Source organism: Nocardia sp. NPDC052566 (genome assembly GCF_044547285.1).
Lineage (GTDB): Bacteria > Actinomycetota > Actinomycetes > Mycobacteriales > Mycobacteriaceae > Nocardia.
On sequence record NZ_JBIUAF010000001.1, the window covers coordinates 920,133 to 941,357 of the forward strand.

The following is a 21,225-nucleotide window of genomic DNA, read 5'->3' on the forward strand; positions in this document are numbered from 1 at the left end:
GGTCTCGCATGTCCCTCAAAGAAATTCCCACGGTCACTCGGCGCGACGGCATCGGCGGCACGCTCGCCTTCAAACGTGACCAGATCACGTTCCTGGACAAGGGCATCGCGCGGCACGGGGACATCTTCCGTTTCCGGCCGCTCGGCATTCCGATGGTGCTGGTCAATCATCCGGACTACATCCGGCACATCCTGATCGATAAGGGTGAGCAGTACGACAAGGACGCGGCCCTGTTCCGTGTGGTGCGGCCCGTACTGCGCAAGGGGCTGATCGCCAACGCCGACATGGCGCTGTGGCGGCGCCAACGACGCATGATGGCACCGCATTTCACGCCGCGCACGGTCAGTGCGTTCGCCCGCAACATGACCGGCGAAACGGTGCAGATGCTCGACCGCTGGGAGCGGCGCGCCGATCCCGGCGCACTGCTCGATATCACCGACGAGATCGGGCAGCTGGCACTGCGCATCGTCAACAGGTCGCTGTTCAGCGCGGACGTCGGCGAGTCGGCGCAGTCCTTCGAGCGGGCCTTCCAGGTGGCCAACGGAATTCTCGGCGCGTTCTTCCGCTTTCCGTTCCCGCCGCTGAGCGTGCCGACGCCCAGCCATCGGCGGCTGTATCGCGCCATCGGCGACATGGACGCCTTCGTCTCCGGCTTCATCGAGAAACGCCTGCGCGACGACGTCGCCGTGGGCGAGGAGACTGATCTGCTCACCCTGCTCCTGCACACCGTGGACGAGGAGGACGGCAAGGGGATGGACCTGGAGCAGCTGCACCACGAGGTCCTCAATATCTGCGTCGGCGCCTACGAGACCACCACCAACACCCTGTCGTGGACCTTCTACCTGCTGGCCAGGCATCCCGATATCGAGAAGCGCCTGCACGCCGAGGTCGACCAGGTACTCGGCGATCGAGTGCCCACCTTCGACGATCTGCCGAAGCTCACCTACGCGCGCCAGATCGTCGAGGAGACGCTGCGGATCTATTCTCCGGCATACCAATTCATGCGCCGGGCCACCGTAGCGGACGAGATCGACGGCTACCGGATGCCCGTCGGCACGAATGTCCTTCTCAACAGCTACTTCCTGCATCGGCATCCCGAATTCTGGGAGGATCCGGAGCGTTTCGATCCCGACCGGTTCACCCCCGAGGAAGTCGCGAAGCGCCCCAAGCACGCCTACATCCCCTTCGGCAGCGGGCACCGCATCTGCATCGGCAAGCATTTCGCGCTGGCCGAACTGACGCTGGTGCTCGCCACGGTGGCGCGGGGGCACCGGTTGTTCCAGCCTCCTGGCGCGCCGGAGGTGCGCCCGGAGGCACTGATCACCCTGCATCCCAAGGGCGGGGTGCATCTGCGATTGGGACATCGGAGATGAACGAGATACCGGTGCCGGAGATCTTCAATCCCTTTCCCTACCAGATCAATCCGTATGTCGAGCAGACGCGCGCACACCTCGTCGAGTGGACCCGCCGGATCGGCCTCGTGCACCGCGAGGCCGCGCGGCGGCGCTTCGAGAAGGCGGATTTCGGCTGGTTCACCTCGGTGGTCTACCCCGCCGCAGACGCCGTGCACCTCGACCTGATGTCGGACTGGTTCGCCTGGCTGTTCCTCGTCGACGACCAGCTCGACGACGGCGCGGTGGGGCGCAGCGCCGAGCACGCGGGCGCCGTGGTGGCGCGGATGCGTGCGGTACTGGAGAGCCCGGATTTCGGGGCGGCCGCGGTGACCGACCCGGACGCGCCCACCGCCGTGTCCTCGCTCGCCGACCTGTGGCTGCGTTCGGCCGCTGACGCCACACCCGCCTGGCGCCGCCGCTACATCCGGCACCTTGACGACTGCCTCACCACGGCGGCAACCTGGGAGGCCCGCAACCGGATCGAGGGCATCGTGCCGGACGAGCCGACCTACATCGAGAAGCGCCGCCACACCGGCGCGATCTACGTCTGCATGGACTACATCGACCTCGTCGAACACCTCGATGTCCCCGAAACGGTGTACGACAGTGCGGAATTCAGGTCCGCGCTGGACGCGGCGTGCAACGTCGTGTGCTGGACCAACGACGTGTATTCGCTGGAAAAGGAGCGCTCACTGGGCGAGGTGCACAACCTCGTGCTCGTCGTGGAGCATCACCGGGCACTCGACACGGCCGCGGCGCTCGAATGCGTCTGCGAGGCTATCTCGGCGGAGACGAAGCTGTACCTGACCAGGGAATGCGAACTCCTCGCCGAATTTCCGGAGCATGCGGACGTGCTCATTCCCTACGCCGCGGGGATGCGTACCTGGATGCGCGGCAACCTCGACTGGTCGAGCAGAAGCAGGCGCTACGAGGCGGATTCGGTCGGGGTGCGCCCCGAGACGTACCTGGAGCCGGCACTGATGGCGGTCGAGCCTTGACCGCCGCGGAATCGGTGGGCACCGCGAGCCGCTCCACCGAGGCATGGCAGATCCTCGAACGCGCACGCGCGCTGACCGAGCCGGAGTTGCGCAGGGCCGTCGACCGGCTTGCCGAGCCGGTGCGCTCGGTGGCCGCGTATCACTTCGGCTGGTTGGACGAGGCGGGCCGTCCGGACAACGGCGACTGGGGCAAGGGGATGCGCTCGGCCCTGGTCCTCGCGTCCGCGCAGGCGCTGGGCGCGCCGCCCGAGCTGGCCGTGGCGCCCGCCGCCGCGGTGGAGCTCGTGCACAACTTCTCCCTGGTGCACGACGATCTGATGGACGGCGATGTGCTGCGCCGTGGCAGGCATACGGTGTGGGCCGTCTTCGGCGACACTCAGGCCGTGCTGACGGGTGATGCGCTGCTCGTCCTCGCCATGGACGTCATCGCGGAGCGCACGCCGCGGCTGTGCCGTGCCGCACTGCGGGAGTTGTGCGACGCTCTGCTCGGGCTGGTCGCGGGGCAGGGTGCGGACCTGGCCTTCGAACTGCGCGCCGAGGTCGGCTTGGACGAATGCCTGCGGATGGCGGCCGGGAAGACCGCCGCGCTGCTCGCGGCGTGCTGTGCGCTCGGCGCGCTGGCGGCGGGGGTGGACGACCAGCAGGTGGCCCGGCTGCGCGAGTTCGGCCACCGCATCGGGATCGCCTTCCAGCTGGTCGACGATCTGCTCGGCATCTGGGGCGACACCTCGGCGACCGGCAAGCCGGTCGGCGCGGATCTGCGGCGGCGCAAGAAGTCACTGCCGGTGGCGGCCGCGATGGCGGGCGGCAGCGCGGCGGGGCACCGGCTGGCGGCGCTCTACCGCAGGGTGGAACCGTTGGGCGACAGCGAGATCCGCGAGGCGGCGGGCCTGATCGAGGAGGCCGGTGGCCGCCGCTGGGCGCAGGAGGAGGCGCGGCGGCAGCGGTCGGCCGCGCTCGACTGCCTGACCGGGACGACCATGACCGCCGAGGGGGTGTGCGCGCTGACCGCGATCGCGGATCTGATCACCGGGCGAAATATGTAGGCGGCGGGGCGGATTCGGTCAGTGACCGGGGTCGTCGACGCGCTGCGCCTCGTCCTGCCAGGTGTGGTGCAGCGTGTCCATCTCCCGCAGCGCGGCGTCGGTGACGAACAGCGCCGACGAGCGCTCCCGATAGGTGTAGAGCACGGCCGCGGCCGGCGCGCCGAGTGGCAGCAGGACCAGCGGTTCGATGGTCTCGACCGGGTCGCCGCGGAAATGCATGGGGTGGTGGAAGGTGACGTGCGAGCAGAAGATGGTCCCTCGATCCGGGGCCAGCGCCGGCTCGATCGACAAGTTCATCAACCGTCGCGGCACGCGATGCATCAGCCTGCGCAGCGCCTCGCGATGCGGGGGCGACTTGAGCGTCGCGGTCGCACGGACGGTCGTCGCGAGAAAATCGGGCCGTGGCGCGGCGTGGCCGGGCAGCACGAGGCGGGCGGCGAGCGACATATTGCCCGGTATCGCGGCATCGATGGGCCTGCGGAAGTTGACCGCCATGTTCAACGGCAGCACGGCGCCGGGGGCGTGGGTGGCGTGCCTCGCCACCCACTGGTTGACGGTGCGTGCGACAGAGGCGATGTAGGCGTCGTTCGTGGTGCCGCCGTGCCCGCGCGCCACGTCGCGCAGGGCTTGCGTCGGCACGGCGGCCCACTGCAGCGACTGCCGCTCGGAGTAGCCGTATTCGGGGTGCGGCCACAGGCCGGTCTTCGCCGCGGTCCTGGTCAGCAGCGCGGCGGCGGACGCGGTCTGCCGCAGGGTCGGCGAGGGCGGATTGTGCAGTGCCCGAACCACACCGGAGGACTGTGCCCGCTCGACGGGTTGCTCGCTGAAGAGCGTCTCGACGGTGTACGCCAGTGCGCCGCCGTCCTGAAGTCCGTGGTCGGTCCGGAATATGATCGCGTAGCTGCCCGGCGCGTAGCCGTGCACGACGGTGAGGTCCCAGCGCAGGCCGTCGGCGGGGAAGGGGGCGCGGGTCAGCTCCCGCGCCACCGCGTGTGCGCCGTCCTCGGCGGTCGACTGCCGCTCGTGAATATGGTCGGCCAGGCGCGGCTGCCGCCGAACCCACCGCGAACTCAGGCCTTGCCCTTCCATGTCCACCGATAGTGCGAGCACGGCATCGAGCCGCCCGGCGACATGGGAGCGAAGATCATCCAGTTTCGGCGGCGTCCCGCGGAGGTGCAGTATCGCGCCCGCCGTCAGCCCGGCATGCCGATACAGCAGCACATCCACCGGCGACGGCCGAGTTGCGTTTTCCGGCAAGCGCATCGTCGTGGGGTCGAGAGGAAACGGACGCGTCGAACGCACGATCATGAGAGGCCCACTTCAACGATATTCCGTGATCATCACTGGAATTCGCCATTCACTCTACTGCTTTCCGGTGGACAGTGGAACCGAATGCAGGACAGCGTAATTGGACTGGCACCCGGCGATGGGGTACCAGTCCAATTAGGGGTCAATGGAATTGACAGTCGCTTCAGGGGCGCGAACAGCCGGGCGCGGGCGCTTTCCCCGCGAACCGATCGCCGAGGTAGTCGACCGCGGCGGGCAGATCGGCGGCGGCGCCGAGGTGGGTCGGGATCGCGGTGCGGGTATAGGTGACCGAAGTTCCTGCCGCGCACCACGTATCGACCAGGCGGTCGGTACCGCCGATCGGGAGCACGTTATCGCCCGTCGAATGCCACACGAACGCGGGGGTCGTGGGAGCCGCTCGGCCCAAACGCATTCCGTCCAGCACGCCGGCGAGCCGGGGACTGCCCGCGATATCCGGCTCGGCGGTGAACTGGTTCATTCGCTGGAACGCGAAACTCTGGAAATCGGTGCCGCAGGCGGACGCGAAATCGGCCATCACCGATTTGCCGCGGTCGTTGAGCAGCGCGGGCACGTCCACCTCGGGATGGCTGTGATTGATCGCGGCCAGGACGAGCAGTGCCAGGCCGAACGAGACGTCGCCGTCGACGGCTCGGATCATTTCGCGTGGCTCGGTGGGCACGCCACCGGCGGCGAATCCGGCGAACCGGAGCTCGGGTGCGTAGCTCGGCTGCTGCTCCATCGCCCATGCGGTGGCGAAGGCGCCCGCCGAATAGCCGATGGCGCCGAGCGGCGAGTCCGGGGTGAGCCCGCTCGGTGCGAAGGCGCGCGCGGCGCGGACGGCGTCGAGCACGCCGTGCGCCGACTGCGGGCCGTCGAGGAAGCGCTCGTGCGGGCCCTGGTAGTCGGGCACCACGACGGCCCAGTTCCGTTGCAGCACGGTGACGGTGGCCGGTGCCTCGGCATTGGAGTTGTTGATGCCCGCCTCCAGCCCGGCCCGGATCGAATACGCCGGGGAGCATTGGCTGCCGATGCTGTCGATGGCGAGCTGATAGGAAACCAGGGGGCGTGCGCCGGGACCGGTCCACGGTGTCGCGGGCACCAGAATGGTCGCCACTCCGGTCGTCGGGCTGTTGCGCGCGTCGACCGACTTGTATTGCACCTGCCACGCTTTGACCGGTAGCGCCACACCGCCGAGCGTGATCTCGCGCGACTTCAGTATCGCGCCGTTGGGATTCGCGCCGAAGTCGGCCGGGGCCGCGTAGAAGGGGTCGGCGGTCGGCGCGGGAACCGCCTGTGCCGCAGTCAGTTCCGCACCAGCCACGCAGCAGGCGACCCCCACCGCAACGATCGCCTTGCCGAAAAACCTTCTGATCACACCACTTTCCTGCCTGGTCAGGAGCATTGTGCTCGTCTTTCGTCCACGTTCATCGCTGGACATCCAAGCTCACCGTCGCGTGCGGCAGGTCCGGATTCGGCGAAAGATGCGGGAAGGCAGGCGGTTTGCGCGGCGATTCGCCGATCGACACGCCGTGGTCGGTGTGGCGCGCGTCCAGGGGTATGAAAAGAGCCGCAATCCCTTGTATCGCAAGGGATTGCGGCTCGCCGGCCGGACGGTCTAGGCGGAGGGCAGCGGAATGACCTGGATGGTCGACATCGCCGTCGCCACCAGCTTGCCGCCGCCGTTGTACGCTTCCGCGGCGAGATAGACGGCCGTTCGTCCCGCCTTACGGACCGTGGCGGTCATCTTCAGCTGCTCCCCGACGAATACCGGGCGCAGGAAGTGCGTCGTCAGCTCCATACTCGTCGTCGGGCTGCGCGCTATCAGGTAGCTGAGCGGCCCCATCAGGTCGTCGAAGAGTGCGGCGATGAATCCACCCTGCAACAGGCCGACGGCGTTGCCGAAGTGCTTGGGCACCATCAGCGTCGCGGTCAGCGATTTGCCAGGCACATACTCCTCGAACTGGATGTCCAGCGTCTTCGACGACGGCGGCGGCAGCTCGAGGTTGATGCCCGGCGGGGCAGGGAAGCTGCGGAAGAGCTCGATCGTCTGCTTCAGGATTTCCTCGTGCCCGTGAATCGTTGCGTCATCGCTCATCGGTAACTCCTCTATCGCCGCGGACCCTTTCCGCGGCAGTCAGAAACGTTTCCAGCGTCGTGTTGAACCCCTGCGCGCGCTGGACGGCATGCCCCGCTCCGGGCAAACGGGCCCGCTGCGCACCGAGCCGCGTGGCGATAGCATCGCACAGCCGCTCGTGCGCGGGGTGGTGATCTCCGGAAAGAACCAGTGCCGGAATGCCCGCGTCGACGATCGGCTCGAAGTGCGGCTCCAGTTCCCGCGGCGAGCGCAGCCTGCGCCCGAGCTCGAGCGCCTGGAGTACGTCATCACCAAGTCCGGCAAGGATTTTCGGGTCGACACCGATCGCGGCGAAGAAGTCGCGCTCTGCTTCGGCGTCGTCCGGATCCGCGGCGAACCGGTCCGACAGCTCCGCGAACGCCTCGACGACGGCGTCGCCGGAAGTGGCGTTCCACATCGGCACCTCGACCATGGTCAGTGAGCGCACCTGCTCCGGCACCCGCTCGGCCGCGAGCTGCGCGCCGAGACCACCGTAGGAGTAGCCGACGAGATGGGCGCCGCCGGGCAGGTCGGCGAGGAGATCGACCAGATCGTCGGCGTCGGCGCGGAAGTCCTGCCGCGCCGCGGCCGGGCTCGGTGCGAAGCCGCGCCGATTCGGGGCGATCAACGTCCAGCTCGCCGCGAGTTCCTGCTGTGCGGCCCAGGTCATATCGGCGGGCAGCCCGCCGTGCAGCAGCACGACCGGTGGTCCGGTACCCGACCTGTGGACGGACAGGGGCGGGGGTGCGGTCATCGCTTCTCCTTTTCCCCGGCGATGGCCGCGTAGCGCTCCGGCGTGAGCTCCGAATAGACTTCGTCGCCCCCGTCGCGCACATAGATGGGCTCGCCCTCGCGCGGCGCGAAGCCCTCGCGCTGCAACTCCAGCTTGGCCAGTTTCAGCGTCGCCGTGGTGTCCAGCGAGGCGCGGATCCGGATGAATATCGGTCGTGCGTAAGGCGGTAACGCCGCGTCGAGATGCGCGGCGAGCGCCACGCCGTCGAATCGAGCGCCCTCGGCGAGTACGACGGCGGCCATCCCGGCGCGGCCTTCCCGGCCCGGGACCGTCACGCCGTACACGTTGGCGGCGGCGATACCCGGCCACCGCACCAGCTGCTCCTGTACCTCCACTGTCGATACATTCTCGCCCTTGTACCGATAGGTGTCGCCCAATCGATCGACGAAGAAGAGGTTCTTCCGCTCGTCCATGCGGAAGACGTCGCCGGTATTGAACAGCGCGTCGCCCTCGCGGAAGGCGTCCGTGACGATCTTCGCGCGGGTGGCTCCCTCGTCCCGATAGCCGGCGAAGGGGGTGCGCTTGCGGATCGGCCCGAGCAGCACGCCGGAGTCGCCGGGACCGCAGCGCACCAGATGACCGTTGTCGCGGACGAAGTCGTCCCGCTCGAAATCCCATTTCGCGAGCGCGGCGCCGAGGCGCGGTTTGCCGACCGACCCGACCGTCCCGCTCAGGTTGATGGTCGCGGTATTGCCCTCGGTGGAGGCGTACATCTCGACGATGCGCGGAATCGCGAACCGGGACTGGAGTTCGGCCCAGATATCGGCCTGCAATCCCTGACCGACGATCACCCGCACCCGGTGCCCGCGGTCGCGATCACCGGGCGCCGTGTTGACCAGGTACCGGCACATCTCGCCGATGTAGTTGAATCCGGTCGCCTCGAAGCGGTGGATGTCGTCCCAGAACGCGCCCGCCGAAAACCGCCGTCCGAGTGCGAGAGTCGCGCCGTGCGCGAGCACGCTCGACAGGGAGATCGCCAGCGCGCTGGTGTGGAACAGCGGAAGGCAGTTGTAGATGACGTCCCCGGGTTCGAAACGCCACGCCAGCCCGCCCATGACCCGGCCGAGGGTGGTCAGCCGCTGATAGCTCATGATGGCGGCCTTGGGGAGCCCGGTCGTTCCGCTGGTGAAGATGTAAGCGCCCGTGTCCCCGAGGACATGCTCGGCTGTCTCGGGGGGATCGGTGGCGTTCTCGCTCGGCTCGAATCGCGCGAGACCCGCTGTGCCGCTTTCGGATCCCTTGTCGTCCTCGTCGACCAGGCAGCGCTCGACCAGTGCGGGCGCCACCCGGTCCCGTACCGCGAGGAACGCGGGCAGGCACTCCGAGCCGACGGTGAGATGACTCGCGCCGCACACGGTGAGCGCGTGCGCGAGCCCGTCGCCGCGGGTGCGCGTATTGACAAGGGCCACCACGATGCCGAGCTTGCCCGCCGCGAGATAGTGCCAGACGAACTCGGGCCGGTTCTCCATGAGCAGGGCGAGCACGTCGCCTTTGCGGACGCCCCTGGCCCGGTAGGTGTGCGCGATCCGGTTGACGAGGCGATTGGCCTGCGCGTAATCGAATCGCCGATCCTCGTAGAGCAGGAACGGCTGCGCGGGCCGCTGCCTGCTCGATCGCTCGAGCTCGACCGCGAGCGTGCGGTGCGAGCCCGCGCCTTCGAGCAGGCCGCGCGCCAGTATTCCGGACGACCGGATGCGGTGGATCAGCGACACGACGGCCTCACGCGCCCTCCGGCAGTGGCGCCGCCTTCGCCTGATCGGCGGCCGCCATGGCGGCGAAGTAGCGGTCGCGCGCGATATCGGCGACGGCGTCCCACAGCGCCCACGTCATCGGCATCGGCTCGTGATCGGGCACGAACCGGTACCGCGACAGATCGTCGAGGCCATTGAAGCGCGCCAGGATCTCGTCGTCGACCAGGGCGTTGCCGCTGAACTTCGCCGGATCCTGTGCCAGCACAGCCATGATCGCGTCGACGACGATATCCTCCGACCGCCAGTTCTCCGGGCTGCCGATGCCGAGGTTCTGCGTCGCCAGCGTGCCGATGAGCGTGCGGGTCCACACCGTATTGCACGCGATGCCGTCCGCCGCCAGCTCTTGTGCGAGCCCGAAGGTGAGCATCGTCGCGTTGAGCTTGGAGGTCATGTACGCGACCTTGCCGCCGATGTGCTGCAGCACATCCGGATCGAGCGGCGGGCTCAGGTTGACGATGTGGCCCCACTTGCCTTTTCGCATATGCGGAATGCAGTGGTGCGCGAGCAGGAACGGCGCGCGGGCGTTGATGTCCATCACCAGGTCGTACCGCTTCTGCGGGGTGCCCTCGACCGCTTGCAGCCACATGGCGCCCGCGTTGTTGACGAGGATATCGATGCGGCCGAATCGCCGCATCGTCTGGTCGACCACGGACTGCAGATCCGCGTCGTCGCGAACATCGCATCGCAGGCCGAGCGCACGGCCACCGAATGCCTCGATCTCCCCGACGGTTTCGGGCACGCTGCCCGGCAACCTGCCACCGCTGTCCATCGTCTTCGCCGCGATGACGACGGCGGTTCCCTTGCGCGCCAGCGCGAGTGCGAGCGCCTTGCCGATACCGCGGCTGCCGCCGGTGATGATCGCGACGCGGTCCTCGAAGTGCGTCATGGCATTACGCGGCGGGGCCGTCGAACGCCGCACCGGCCAGCACCTGCTCGGGCTGCTCGAACCGTTTGGCGACCTCCTGCTCGAACGAATCCGCCCAGGATTCCAGGCGATCGACATTGCGCCGCATATCGCGGAAGCACTGTTCGGCGGTCTTGTCCGTGAGCAGATCCAGGTGCAGCTGCGCGCAGATCGGAATCTTGCTGTGCTCGACGAACAGGTACTTCTCCGGCTGCGGCGCCTGAGATCCGAAGGCGCGCAATGCCGCCTGCATCCGCAGCTGGATGGCGTGGAACCGCTGGGCGATGGGATGGAATTCCTCGGCCGCCGCCTCGTCGGTGAGCAGGCCGCGGAACAGCATCTGCGAAGGCAGCGCCCAGTAGAACGAGGTGTCCCACATGACCTTGGTGAACATGGCGGGCGCGTTACCGAAGATCGGATAGTTGTCGTGGTACATCGCCAGGTAGTTCGGCCAGATGTCCTCGAGCAGCAGCTGGTTGTAGGTCTTCGCGACCTCCGGGGTCAGCGCGCCCTTGCGGTCGAGCTCGATCATCCGCGTCGTGATGGAATTCGTGTACGCGATGTAATCCGATCCCGGGCTGTAGAACGCGTCGAGGAAGACGCCCGCCTCGCCGACGCAGGACCACCGGTGGTGCGAGAACACCTGCTTCGAGAAGTAGCTCACGTTGCGCATCTTGAGGAAGTCGATCTCCTCGGCGCCCTCGATGAACTTCGCCAGCGCCGGCTCGTTCTCGACGAGCCAGCGATGCGCCTTCGTCTCCGTCGCGTAGGTGCTGAACGGGTGCACGTTCTCGTCGGTGACGATGCCGACGCTGGTATTGCCCGACGACAGCGGGATCACCCACACCCAGTAACCCGGACCCATCAGGTGATTGGTCGAGAACCAGCGGCTCTCTTGGGTTTTCGGCTTCCACGTCGGGTTGGTGTCACCCGCCATGGTGTCGATGTCGTATTCGCCGCGCAGGCGCCACCACACCGCGTTGATCTTGTGCGGGCTGGAGGTGCCGAGGCCGTACTTGCGCTGGATCAGCCGCTGGCGCCCGGACGCGTCGACCACGAAGCGCGCACGCACTTCTCGTTCGGCGCCGTCCACCTCGTAGTGGACGACGTGATCGTCCTCGTTCTCGGCCAGATCGAGTTCGAGCACCTTGGCTTGCTCGACCAGATCGACGCCGAGTTCCCTTGCGTAGCGCCGCAGGTCGCGCTCGAATACGCCGCGGTCGATCTGATAGGACGGCACCCGGGGGAACCGCCGCGCGCCGAGTTCGGGCCGTGCCTCGAACGGGCCCTGCGTATCGCCGAAGAAGAAGCGCAGCCCGAGCTTTGGCAGCTGGTGCTTGTTGAAATAGCCGGTGAGGCCGAGCATTTCGGTGTAGTAGTGCGCACCGCCTTCGACCGTGGATTCACCGACCTTGTAGGCGGCGTCCGGAATATCGCCCGTGGTCCGCTCCACCACCAGCACCGTGAGTTCGGGCATGGCCCGCTTGAGCTGCCGCGACAGGGTCAACCCCGCCAGGCCGCCGCCGCAAACCACTACGTCGTAACGTTCGACCGGTTCCATCATCTACTCCGTTCGAGCTGCTCAGCGCTCATCAAAGGCTTGTGAACATCGGGAAAGCGTCCTCAGCGGACAGCTCGTGCGCGATCGTCCGCATCACCGGCGCACTCGGGTTCTGGATGAACAGGTGGCCACCGGGCACGGTGGTCAGCGAGAAGCGGCCACTGGTCAGCTTCTCCCATCCCTGCAGCTGATCCGCGTCGAACAGCTGGTCTTCGGCACCGTGCAGGACGGTGATCGGGGTGCGAAGCGCGTACCCGTTCTCGAAGCGATAGTCGCCGAGCATCCGCAAGTCGGCCCGGATGGCGGGCATCATCGGCTTGAGCGAGGAGGCGTCGTCGATCGGCACGGCGAGCAAATCGTTGTCCCGCAGCACCTGCAGCACCCTGGCATCGGATTCACGGTCCATATCGAAGCCGTCGCGGATGTGCTTCAGGTTCCGCACATAGTCCTCGACCAGCGCGGGCGAGGGCCAGCCGCCGATGATGAGCTTGAGCGGCACCTCGCCGAACTGCTGCTCGAGGTACTTCGTCAGCTCGTAGGCGAGCAGGCTGCCCATGCTGTGCCCGTAGATCGCGAAGGAGCGGTCGAGATGGGGCAGCATCGCCTCGGCCAGTTCGGCGACGAAGGTCTGCATCGAGTCGATCGGTGTCTCACCGACCCGGTCCTCACGGCCCGGGTACTGGATGCCGATCACGTCGACCGATTCGGGCAGGCTGTCCGGCCACGGCGTGAAGACCGACGCGCCGCCGCCGACGAAGGGCAGTGCGAACACGCGCATCGCGGCGGTATCGGAGCGGCCCGCGATCGAGTGGATCCACCGCTCCGCACTGGTGGTCTCGGGCGCCGAGGTGGCGAGCCCGCCCGAGCCCGCCCCGAACACCTGGGTCAGCACCTCGTTGGCGAGTTCCACCAGCGTCGGCCCGCGCATCAAACCCATGGTCGGGAAGTCGATCTCGAGATGCTTGGCCAGCACGTTGCGGATCTGGCCCGCCATGAGCGAGTCCATGCCGAGGTCCGTCAGCGCGACATCGTGGGCCAGGCGATCGACCGGCATGTCGAAGATCCGCGAAATCTGTTGCGACAGTGCCTCGACCAAGCGCGTACCGCGGGCGTCCTCCGGGAGTTCGAACAGCTCGGCGCGCAGACCCTCGGTACCGAACGCGGTGGTGGCGCCGGTGGCCTCCGCCTTGGCGAGGTGCGCGAGCCGCGGCGAGCTGCGGATGATCGGCATGACCTGATTCATCTTCGACCAGTTGACGCCGAAGACGCTGGCGCGGTTCACCCCCTGGGCCAGGCACCGGCCGATGAAGTCGAGTGCGTGGTCCGGTGAGATCTGCGTCCACCCCAGGCGGGCGAGCGTGTCGAGGCCGGTGCGTGCGACGAACCCGACTTCGGCGAGCGCGCCCCAGTTGATGGCCAGTGCGGGCATGCCGAGCTCACGACGGTGGATGGCCAGCGCCTCCAGGAACCCGTTCGCCGCAGCGTAATTCGCCTGACCCGGCGTGCCGACGTTCCACGTCATGGACGAGTACAGGACGAACGCGTCCAGATCGCGGGTGTGGTTGTGCAGGTGCCACGCGCCGTCGACCTTCGGCTGCACGGTGCGCAGGAACTGCTCCTCGGTCATCGCGGCCAGCGGCCCGTCCTGCAACACCATCGCGGCGTGGTAGACGCCGCGCAGCCGCGGCAGCGACGCGATCCGCTCGAGCAGCCCGACCACCTCGGATTCGATGGCCACATCGGCGCGTTCGAGCACGACGGTGGCGCCCTTGGCCCGCATGGCCGCGATCGGCTGCTCGTTCTCGGCATCGATCTGGCCGCGACGGCCGACCAGCACCACGGTCCGCGCGCCCCTGTCGACGAGCCACTGCGCGGTCCGCAGGCCGAATCCGGTGTAGCCGCCGGTGATCAGGTACGTGCCGTCGGCGTCGAGCGCCTCCTCGCCGGTCGAGGTCGGGTAGACCATGACCTCGGCGCCGGGTTCGTACTCGACGACGACCTTGCCGATCTGCTTGGCAGTGGCCATGTATCGGAACGCCGCGGCCACGTCGACCGCGCCGAAATCGGTGTGGGGCAGCGGCGGCAGCGTGCCCGCCTCGATGTGCTCCAGCACCGCGGTCATGGATTCGCGGCACAGCGCGGGATCCTCGAGCAGCATGCGGTCGATGTCGACCGCGGAGTAGCTCAGGTTGTTGCCGAACGGCTTCAGTCCCAGCTTGTAGTTCTCGTAGATGTCGGTCTTGCCGATCTCTACGAAACGGCCACGCGGGCGCAGCAATTCGAGGCTCTTCGGAATGGCTTCGCCCTGCAGCGAATTCAGCACGAGGTCGACACCGTCGTAGCGCTGCTTGATCTCCTGCGCGAATTCCAGCGAGCGCGAGTCGAAGACCTCCTCGACGCCCAACGACCGCAGGTAGTCCCGCTTTTCATCGCTGCCAGCGGTGGCGAGGACCGTCGCGCCGAGTGAGTGCGCGATGTGCACGGCGGCGAGGCCGACACCGCCCGCGGCGGCGTGCACGAGCACCCGCTGGCTGCGGCGCAGCCTGCCCACCTCCACCAGTGAGTACCAGGCGGTCAGGTACGCCATCGGCAGCGTGGCGGCATCGGCGGCCGACAGGTTCGCCGGCGCCTTGAACGCCCGCTGCGCATCGGTGACCACCAGGGAGCCGAAGCAGCCGCGCGCGAACGCGACCACGTGATCGCCCGGTGCGAGACCCTCGACCTCGGGCCCGACCTGCGTGATGACACCGGCACATTCGACGCCGAGATTGTTCTCGTAGAACCCGCCGAAGGTCGCGCCCTGCGACAGCACGCCCAGCGACAGCATGATGTCGCGGAAGTTCAGGCCGGTGGCCAGCGGCCGGATGGCCACCTCGGTGCCGCCGAGCGCCGGGATGTCCTGCGTTTCGTAGCGCAACTGCTCGATGCCGGGCTCGACCGGAACGGTCACCGCGAACGGCGTCCGCTCCGATACCCGAGCCGGAGTGGCAACGGACGCTTCGAATTCCGCGAGCGAGACATGCTCGAGCCGGTCGATGAACCGGGTGTTCCCACGGAAGGCGATCTCCTCGTCGGCCTCCCGCACGTGCAGCAGCTCGTCGAAGAGCTGCGCTGCCCGAACCTCGGTATCGCCCGCCGGGTCGAAGTCCATGATCTTCGCGGGCAGGCTGGTGTGCTCGCTCAACAGCACGCGCAGGATGCCCCAGCTCTGGATCTGGGTCAGCGCGACGCGTTCGTCGCGGCCGAGGGCATGCGCTCCCGATGTCGCGATCCAGAACCGCGGCGGCGCGGCCCACTCCACCTCTTCGACCGCCTGGGCCAGCGCGATCACGCTGTAGGCGCCCTCGCGTTCCACCGCGGGCAGCGCCTCGGTGGTGAGCAGCGTGCCCGCGAAATCCAGATTCCACAGATGCAGCACGCCCGCCACGTCTCCGGTCTGTTCGCGGACCTGCTCCAGTACGCGCTTCAGATCGGCGCCGCTGGTCGGGTCCACCTGGAAGCGGCGCGCGTCGAGCTGTTCGAAGGTGGCGCCGCGGGTGACGACGACGCTGCCTGCGGCGGCCTCGCCGAGCCGGGCCAGGTAGCGTTCGCCGACGCCGTCGGCATCGGCCAGCACGACCCACGGGCCCGGCTCGACCTGTGGCTGATAGGGCTCGAGGTCGATCGACTGCGTGCGCGCCAGGATGACCGAGTTACCGGTCTCGGTCGGCGTGCTCTTGTCGGAGAAGATCTGGACCTGCTCGAAGCCCGCGGTGGGCAGGAAGTCGCGCCAGGTCGTCTCCGTCATCAGCGGATAGTTCGGGCGCAGGTCGTGGTCGCTGAACTTCCACCAGCCCTCGGTCATGCCGAAGGTCAGATCGACCCAGTGCGGCGGCACGGTCGCCTCGACGATCAGCAGCAGGCCCTGCGAGGTCAGCAGCTCCTTCACGTTGTCGAGGGTGGCGCGCATACTCGCGGTGGCGTGCAAGACATTCGAGGCCACCACGATGTCGTAGTAGTGCGGGTCGAAGCCCTGCGCCGCGATGTCCTGCTCGATGTCGAGGATGCGGTAGTCGACGAAATCGAGATCGGCGAACCGCTGGCGTGCCTTGCCGAGGAACAGCTGCGTGACGTCCGAGTAGACGTATTCCGCACGGTCGGTAGGCAATTCGGAGATCACCCAGCCGGTGGTGCCGCCGGTACCCGCACCGATTTCGATGACGCGCACGGGCCGGTCGGCAGGCAGGTTGCGCACGTGCTCCGCGACGACCTTGCTCACCACGCGGTTGCACCGGCCGAAGGAGAACGAGGTGCCGTACAGGTCGGCGACGGACTGGAATTCGTGCTCCGGGAACAGCAGCTCGATCGGGTTCACGTCATCGCGAAGGACCGCGGCCTGCTCCTTGCCACAGCGCTCGAGCACCGCGTACTCGGATTCACATTCGGGATGCTCGGCGCGCAGCTTGTCGAGCGCGGCGACGGTGTCGACGCGGGCGGGCTCGATGAGCATGCGCCAGGTGCCGCCGTCGTTCTCGGTGATGCCGTGCTGCGACAGCAGCTGCACCAGGCGGGCCAGGTACTTGCTGTGCTTGTCGTGAACGCCCATCTCCCTGGCGATCTCGTCCAGCGTGAAGCGGCGGCCCTCGGACATGTCCATGCCCAGTTTGTGGAAGGCCTCGGTCACGTAGGCGATGCACAGCCGGTTCATCTCGGCGTCGGTCACCGAGTGGAATTCACGGTTGACGTCCCAGTTGCGCAGCTCCTCGACCAGCGGGTCGACCGCGGTGTCGATGACCTCTCCGGACGCCATGAAGTCGGCGGGCATGAGCGTCTTCGAGCGCACCGCCGCGGGGTGCCAACGGTATTCGTAGAACCACTGCAGCAGCGCGTCGCCGTCGTCGGCGCTCTGGGTGATCGACTTGCCCTTGAAGCCCTCGAGCTCGGCGACGAGGGTGCCGTCGTCGTTGACGATCCACAGATCGCCCTCGCAGTAGGCGGGGTCGGCGCTGATGCGGGCCCGCCCATAGCAATACACGCGGTCGCTCGCCTTGGCGTAGTAGCTGAGGCGCTTCACCTCGACCGGCAGGTACAGCGTCTTGGCGTCGCTGTTCGGATCGTTGCCCATGGAGATGGACAGCGACTGGAAGCAGGAGTCCAGGACCGCGGGATGGATCGCGTGCCGCGGCGATTCGTCCGCGAGCGCCGCGGGCGTATCGATGCGGCCGAGCGACTTGAGTTCGGCGTAGCCGAGTTTGGTGATCGCTTTGAACGTCGGGCCGAGCATGAGGCCGTTGTTGCGGAGCTTGGCGAAGACCTGCGCCGGCTCGTACTCGTTCGGGCATTCCGCCTCGAGTTCCGAGAACGGCACGGGCAGTGAGGTGTTCGGTGCGCCGCGGCGCAGCGTGCCGACCGAGTGCAGCGTCCAGTCCTTGTCGCCCTGCTGGCGGCTGTACACGGTGTAGTGCAGATCGTTGGTCAGCACCACCTGGACCACGGGGGCGGGCCGGTCGTCGAAGACGAACAGCGCGCGGCGGAATTCGACATCCTCGATCGAGTACAGACCGGGACCGAATGCGCTTTCCGCGCAACCGATCACCATGTCGAGGTAGCCCGCGCCGGGGAAGACGATGGGGCCCTGGACCCGGTGATCGTCGAGCCACGGGAAGCGGGCGGTGTCCATCACCAGTTCCCAGACGTGCTTGCCCGGCTCGTCGGCGGCGCGGCTTTCGACGCCGACGAGGGGATGCGACAGCGCCGGGAATCGGCGGTCGCGTGAGGTGGCAGCCTCGAGCCAGTAGGTTTCGCGCTGCCAGGGGTAGAACGGCACCTGGACGCGCTCGGAGATCCCGTCGAAGAGGGTCTGCCAGGACGGGTCGAACCCGGAAACATACAGTGCGGCAAGCGAAGTCAGCAGGGTGGTGCGATCGCTTTGCTTGCGGTGCAGCGACGGGACGGCGATGCCCTCGGCGCGCCGCTTCTCCAGCAGTTCGGTGATCGCGGTCGCGTGGATGGGATGCGGGCCCAGTTCGACGAAGGCCAGGTGCTGGTCTTCGATGAGGCGATCGATGGTGGGGGCGAACCGTACCGGCTCGCGGACGTTGCGCCACCAGTACTCGGCGTCGAGCGAACCCGTCGGCGCGATGTCGGCGGTGACGGTGGAGTACATCGGGATCGACGCTTCGCCGGAGGTGAGTCCGTCCAGGGAGGAGAGCAGTTCGTCCTTCAGCGGGTCCATGTGGTGGCTGTGGAAGGCGACGGCGACCTGGAGCATGCGGCAGAAGATCTTCTCCGCGTTGAGTTCTCGCTCGATCTCTTCGAGGGCGTCCGGATCACCGGCCAGCGCCACCGATTCCGGGCCGTTGAGCGCCGCGATCGCCACGCGTCCGCGGTACGCGGCGACGCGGGGTTCGACCTCGGCTTCGGGCAGGCCGACCGCGAGCATCTTGCCTTTGCCGGAGGCCTTTTGCTGAACCCGGCTGCGGTGGAAGATGACTCGCACCGCGTCCTCGAACGACAACGCTCCGGAGACGCAGGCGGCGGCGACCTCACCGATGCTGTGACCGACCACCGCTGCGGGGGTGATACCCCAACTCTGCCACAGCGCCGCGAGCCCGACCTGCACCGCGAACACCGCGGGCTGAGCGATGAACGTTTCGCCGATGCGGCTGTCGGCCTCATCGCGGCGCAGTTCCTCGATCACCGACCAATCGGCGTGCTTGGCGAGCTCGGTGTCGACCCGCTCGACGGTCTCGCGGAATACCGGGTTCTCGTTCAGCAGTTCACGCGCCATGCCCCACCACTGCGGGCCCTGACCGGAGAAGACGAAGGCAACGCTCGACGCGGCAGGGGTTTTCACGCCGCTGCGAATGACGTCGGGTGACAGACCTCTGGCCACGTCACGCAGCGCACCGCGCAATTCCTCCGTCGAGGAGCACACCATCGCAAGGCGATGGTCGTAGTGCGGACGGGCCTGCGCCTGGGTGGACGCGACGGCGGGCAGTGCCGGCGCGGTCGGGTCGTCCAGGTAGTCGGCATAGCTGTCCGCGTAGGCCTTGAGCGCGTCTTTGGTCTTCGCGCTGAGGCTGAACAGCACCGGAACCGTCTCCGGGGCAGTGCGTCCCGTCGCCTCCTCCGCGTCGGCCTTCGGCGCGTCGGCGGGCGGGCCCTCGAGGACGACGTGGGCATTGGAGCCGCCGAAACCGAACGAGTTGACCCCGGCCAGACGGCGGCCGTTACCCGGCCACGGCTGACGCGACTGCGCGAGCCGCAGGCCCAATTCCGCGAACGGGATCTTCGGGTTCGGCACCTCGCCGTGCAGGTTCGCCGGGATCTCACCGTTCTTCAGCACCAGGCACGCCTTGATCACGCCCGCGATGCCCGCCGCCGATTCGAGGTGGCCGAGGTTCGACTTCACCGCGCCGACGATGCACGGCCCATTGCCATTTCGCCCGGGCGCCAACGCTTTTCCGAGTGCGCGCGCCTCGATCGGATCACCGACGGCCGTGCCGGTGCCGTGCGCCTCGACGTAGCCGATGTCCGATGGTGCGATGCCCGCGTCGCGGCAGGCATCCATGATCATCTCGGCCTGGGCGTCCTCGCTCGGCACCGAGATGCCGTTCGTGCGGCCGTCCTGGTTGGTCGCGGTGCCGCGGATCACCGAGTAGATGTGGTCGCCGTCGGCGAGCGCCGCGGACAGCGGCTTCAGGATGATGGTGCCCGAACCCTCACTGCGGATGTAGCCGTCGGCGGTCTCGCTGAACGACTTGCTGCGGCCCTCGGGCGAGAGGAATGTGCCCTGGCTGAAGCCGATGGTCGCCTCGGGAATGAGCAGGGTGCTGACGCCGCCGACGATGGCCATCGTCGCCTCGCCGGAGCGGATGCTGCGGCAGGCGAGGTGGATGGCGATCAGCGAGGACGAACATGCGGTGTCCACCGTCATACTCGGCCCGCGCAGGTCCAGCAGGTACGAAACACGGTTGGCCACAATGCAGTTCGTGACGCCGGTCATCGTGTGACCGCCGATGAGGTAGCGGTTCTCCGGATTGAGCTGGATGATGCCGTAGTCGTGGCCCGAAACACCCGCGTACACAGCGGTTTTCGTGCCGGCCAGGCGCTCGGGGACGATGCCCGCGTCCTGCAGCGCCTCCCAGGTCGTCTCGAGGAAGAGACGCTGCTGCGGGTCGATCCGCGCCGCCTCGTGCGGGGTGATGCCGAAGAACTGCGCGTCGAAGGCGGTGACATCGTCGAGGTAGCCGCCCGCGCGGGTGCGAAGGTGCCCGGGGCGGGCCGCATCGCGGTCGTAGAAGGCGTCACCCGACCAGCGGTCCTCGGGCACCGTTCGCACGGCATCCTTCTCGTCGAGCAGGAGTTGCCAGAACTCGCCCGCGCTCGAAACTTGTCCTGGGAACCGGCACCCGATCCCCACGACGGCAATGCCTTCGTGCGCGCTCGACTCGGCCTCGGTCGGGGAGCTGTGAACAGAATTCATCGCATTACCTCGTTTTAATCGCCACACATCGATTGACCACGCGAACAACGTCACTATTTGTGGCCGTCAGCGGACCAGGATCTGTATCGACCTCGATGTGTCTCCCAGAACCCGTTGTGGGCATGAACTTCCTCTCGGAACTGCCTTGCCCCGCGGATCGAAGGATAATTCCATTTCGGGACTGTTCGCAAGCCCCCGCTCGGTGGCATGGGTAAGCCGCAATCGCGCTGGTAAATTACACCCGATCGGGGGGTTGTCAATCTATACCCGATTCGTGCTTTATTTAAAGTTTGGGCATTAATGGCGCGCACGGCATCCGGTGTATTCCGATGCGGTGATCCGGGCGATGTGGAAGCTACAGGTCGGCGAACGATTCGCTCGCGTGACCCCCTCGGTTGATCCGGTCCCTATCCGGACCGGGGACCGCGACCGCGTCGACCGCCACTACCTGGCAAGTGCTCTTGCCTTGAGCAGCAACCGGTTTCGCTCAGCGGACCATCTCACTGAGCGGACCGCCGGCCGTCGGCGGTTGCTGCGGCGGCGCTGTGCGGCGCGGCGGACGCGGTGGCGCGATCCGTTTCGGCTCCGTTAAACGGTTTCGGCTCGGACGCCACCGGGATCTGCTTTGATGAGTCGGCGCGGTTCTTGCGAACGGTTCAGCGGGTGACCCCGTCGTTCGATCGGTGAAGTGAGGTATTCCAGGACGAAGGTGAAGGTGCCGCGGCGAGTTCTGGGGTGATACATCGTGGGCGATCCAGAACTGACCGGTGCGTCGATATAAATACGACCTCGGTGATGTGTTCGATCGTTGTCGAACTGAATTCGCTCATGCCAAGGGCTGTTGACACGCGCGGTTTTTTCGTGCCGCGCCTGCGGGGTGATCATTGTGC

At 67.4% G+C, this 21,225-nt stretch carries 11 protein-coding genes; 3 read left to right on the forward strand and 8 right to left on the reverse strand.

All coding sequences use genetic code 11. The annotated features are described in order from the left end of the window. The first annotated feature begins 8 nt into the window (after positions 1 to 8). The 3 genes from ACIG5A_RS03930 to ACIG5A_RS03940 are packed head-to-tail and all read left to right on the forward strand — an operon-like array spanning position 9 to position 3,438. The gene (locus ACIG5A_RS03930) at positions 9 to 1,373 is read left to right on the forward strand and encodes a cytochrome P450 (RefSeq protein ID WP_397237417.1); all 1,365 of its coding nucleotides are present in this window, start codon (positions 9 to 11) and stop codon (positions 1,371 to 1,373) included. Then, on the forward strand, positions 1,370 to 2,392 hold the full coding sequence (locus ACIG5A_RS03935) for a hypothetical protein (protein WP_397237419.1): 1,023 nt from the start codon (positions 1,370 to 1,372) through the stop codon (positions 2,390 to 2,392). Before ACIG5A_RS03930 ends, ACIG5A_RS03935 begins: the two co-directional genes overlap by 4 nt. Next, on the forward strand, positions 2,389 to 3,438 hold the full coding sequence (locus tag ACIG5A_RS03940; RefSeq protein WP_397237421.1) for a polyprenyl synthetase family protein: 1,050 nt from the start codon (positions 2,389 to 2,391) through the stop codon (positions 3,436 to 3,438). The genes ACIG5A_RS03935 and ACIG5A_RS03940 overlap by 4 nt, the downstream gene beginning before the upstream one ends. Positions 3,439 to 3,456: 18 nt before the next feature. On the opposite strand, the gene ACIG5A_RS03945 is transcribed toward ACIG5A_RS03940, so the two are convergent. From ACIG5A_RS03945 to ACIG5A_RS03980, 8 genes are all read right to left on the reverse strand, one after another. Then, positions 3,457 to 4,701: a hypothetical protein gene (locus ACIG5A_RS03945; protein WP_397237423.1), complete on the reverse strand. Its 1,245-nt coding sequence runs from the start codon at positions 4,699 to 4,701 to the stop codon at positions 3,457 to 3,459. 208 nt (positions 4,702 to 4,909) lie between these two features. Further along, complete coding sequence (locus ACIG5A_RS03950; RefSeq protein ID WP_397237425.1) at positions 4,910 to 6,121, reverse strand: lipase family protein; 1,212 nt, start codon at positions 6,119 to 6,121, stop codon at positions 4,910 to 4,912. A 240-nt stretch (positions 6,122 to 6,361) separates the two neighbouring features. Then, positions 6,362 to 6,841 (reverse strand): PaaI family thioesterase, encoded by a 480-nt coding sequence (locus tag ACIG5A_RS03955; RefSeq protein WP_397237427.1) that lies wholly within the window; start codon positions 6,839 to 6,841, stop codon positions 6,362 to 6,364. After that, positions 6,831 to 7,613 carry an alpha/beta fold hydrolase gene (locus ACIG5A_RS03960; protein WP_397237429.1) on the reverse strand — a complete coding sequence of 261 codons (783 nt, stop codon included), beginning with the start codon at positions 7,611 to 7,613 and terminating at the stop codon, positions 6,831 to 6,833. The genes ACIG5A_RS03955 and ACIG5A_RS03960 overlap by 11 nt, the downstream gene beginning before the upstream one ends. Next, entirely contained in the window at positions 7,610 to 9,364 is a 1,755-nt protein-coding gene (locus ACIG5A_RS03965) for a long-chain-acyl-CoA synthetase (protein ID WP_397237431.1), read from the reverse strand. Before ACIG5A_RS03965 ends, ACIG5A_RS03960 begins: the two co-directional genes overlap by 4 nt. A 7-nt stretch (positions 9,365 to 9,371) precedes the next feature. Further along, positions 9,372 to 10,289 (reverse strand): SDR family oxidoreductase, encoded by a 918-nt coding sequence (locus ACIG5A_RS03970; protein ID WP_397237433.1) that lies wholly within the window; start codon positions 10,287 to 10,289, stop codon positions 9,372 to 9,374. Positions 10,290 to 10,293: 4 nt separating this feature from the next. Then, on the reverse strand, positions 10,294 to 11,871 hold the full coding sequence (locus ACIG5A_RS03975; RefSeq protein WP_397237436.1) for an NAD(P)/FAD-dependent oxidoreductase: 1,578 nt from the start codon (positions 11,869 to 11,871) through the stop codon (positions 10,294 to 10,296). A 28-nt stretch (positions 11,872 to 11,899) separates the two neighbouring features. Continuing rightward, positions 11,900 to 20,389, reverse strand: a complete 8,490-nt coding sequence (locus ACIG5A_RS03980; RefSeq protein ID WP_397237438.1) for an SDR family NAD(P)-dependent oxidoreductase — start codon at positions 20,387 to 20,389, stop codon at positions 11,900 to 11,902. Positions 20,390 to 21,225 lie beyond the last annotated feature (836 nt).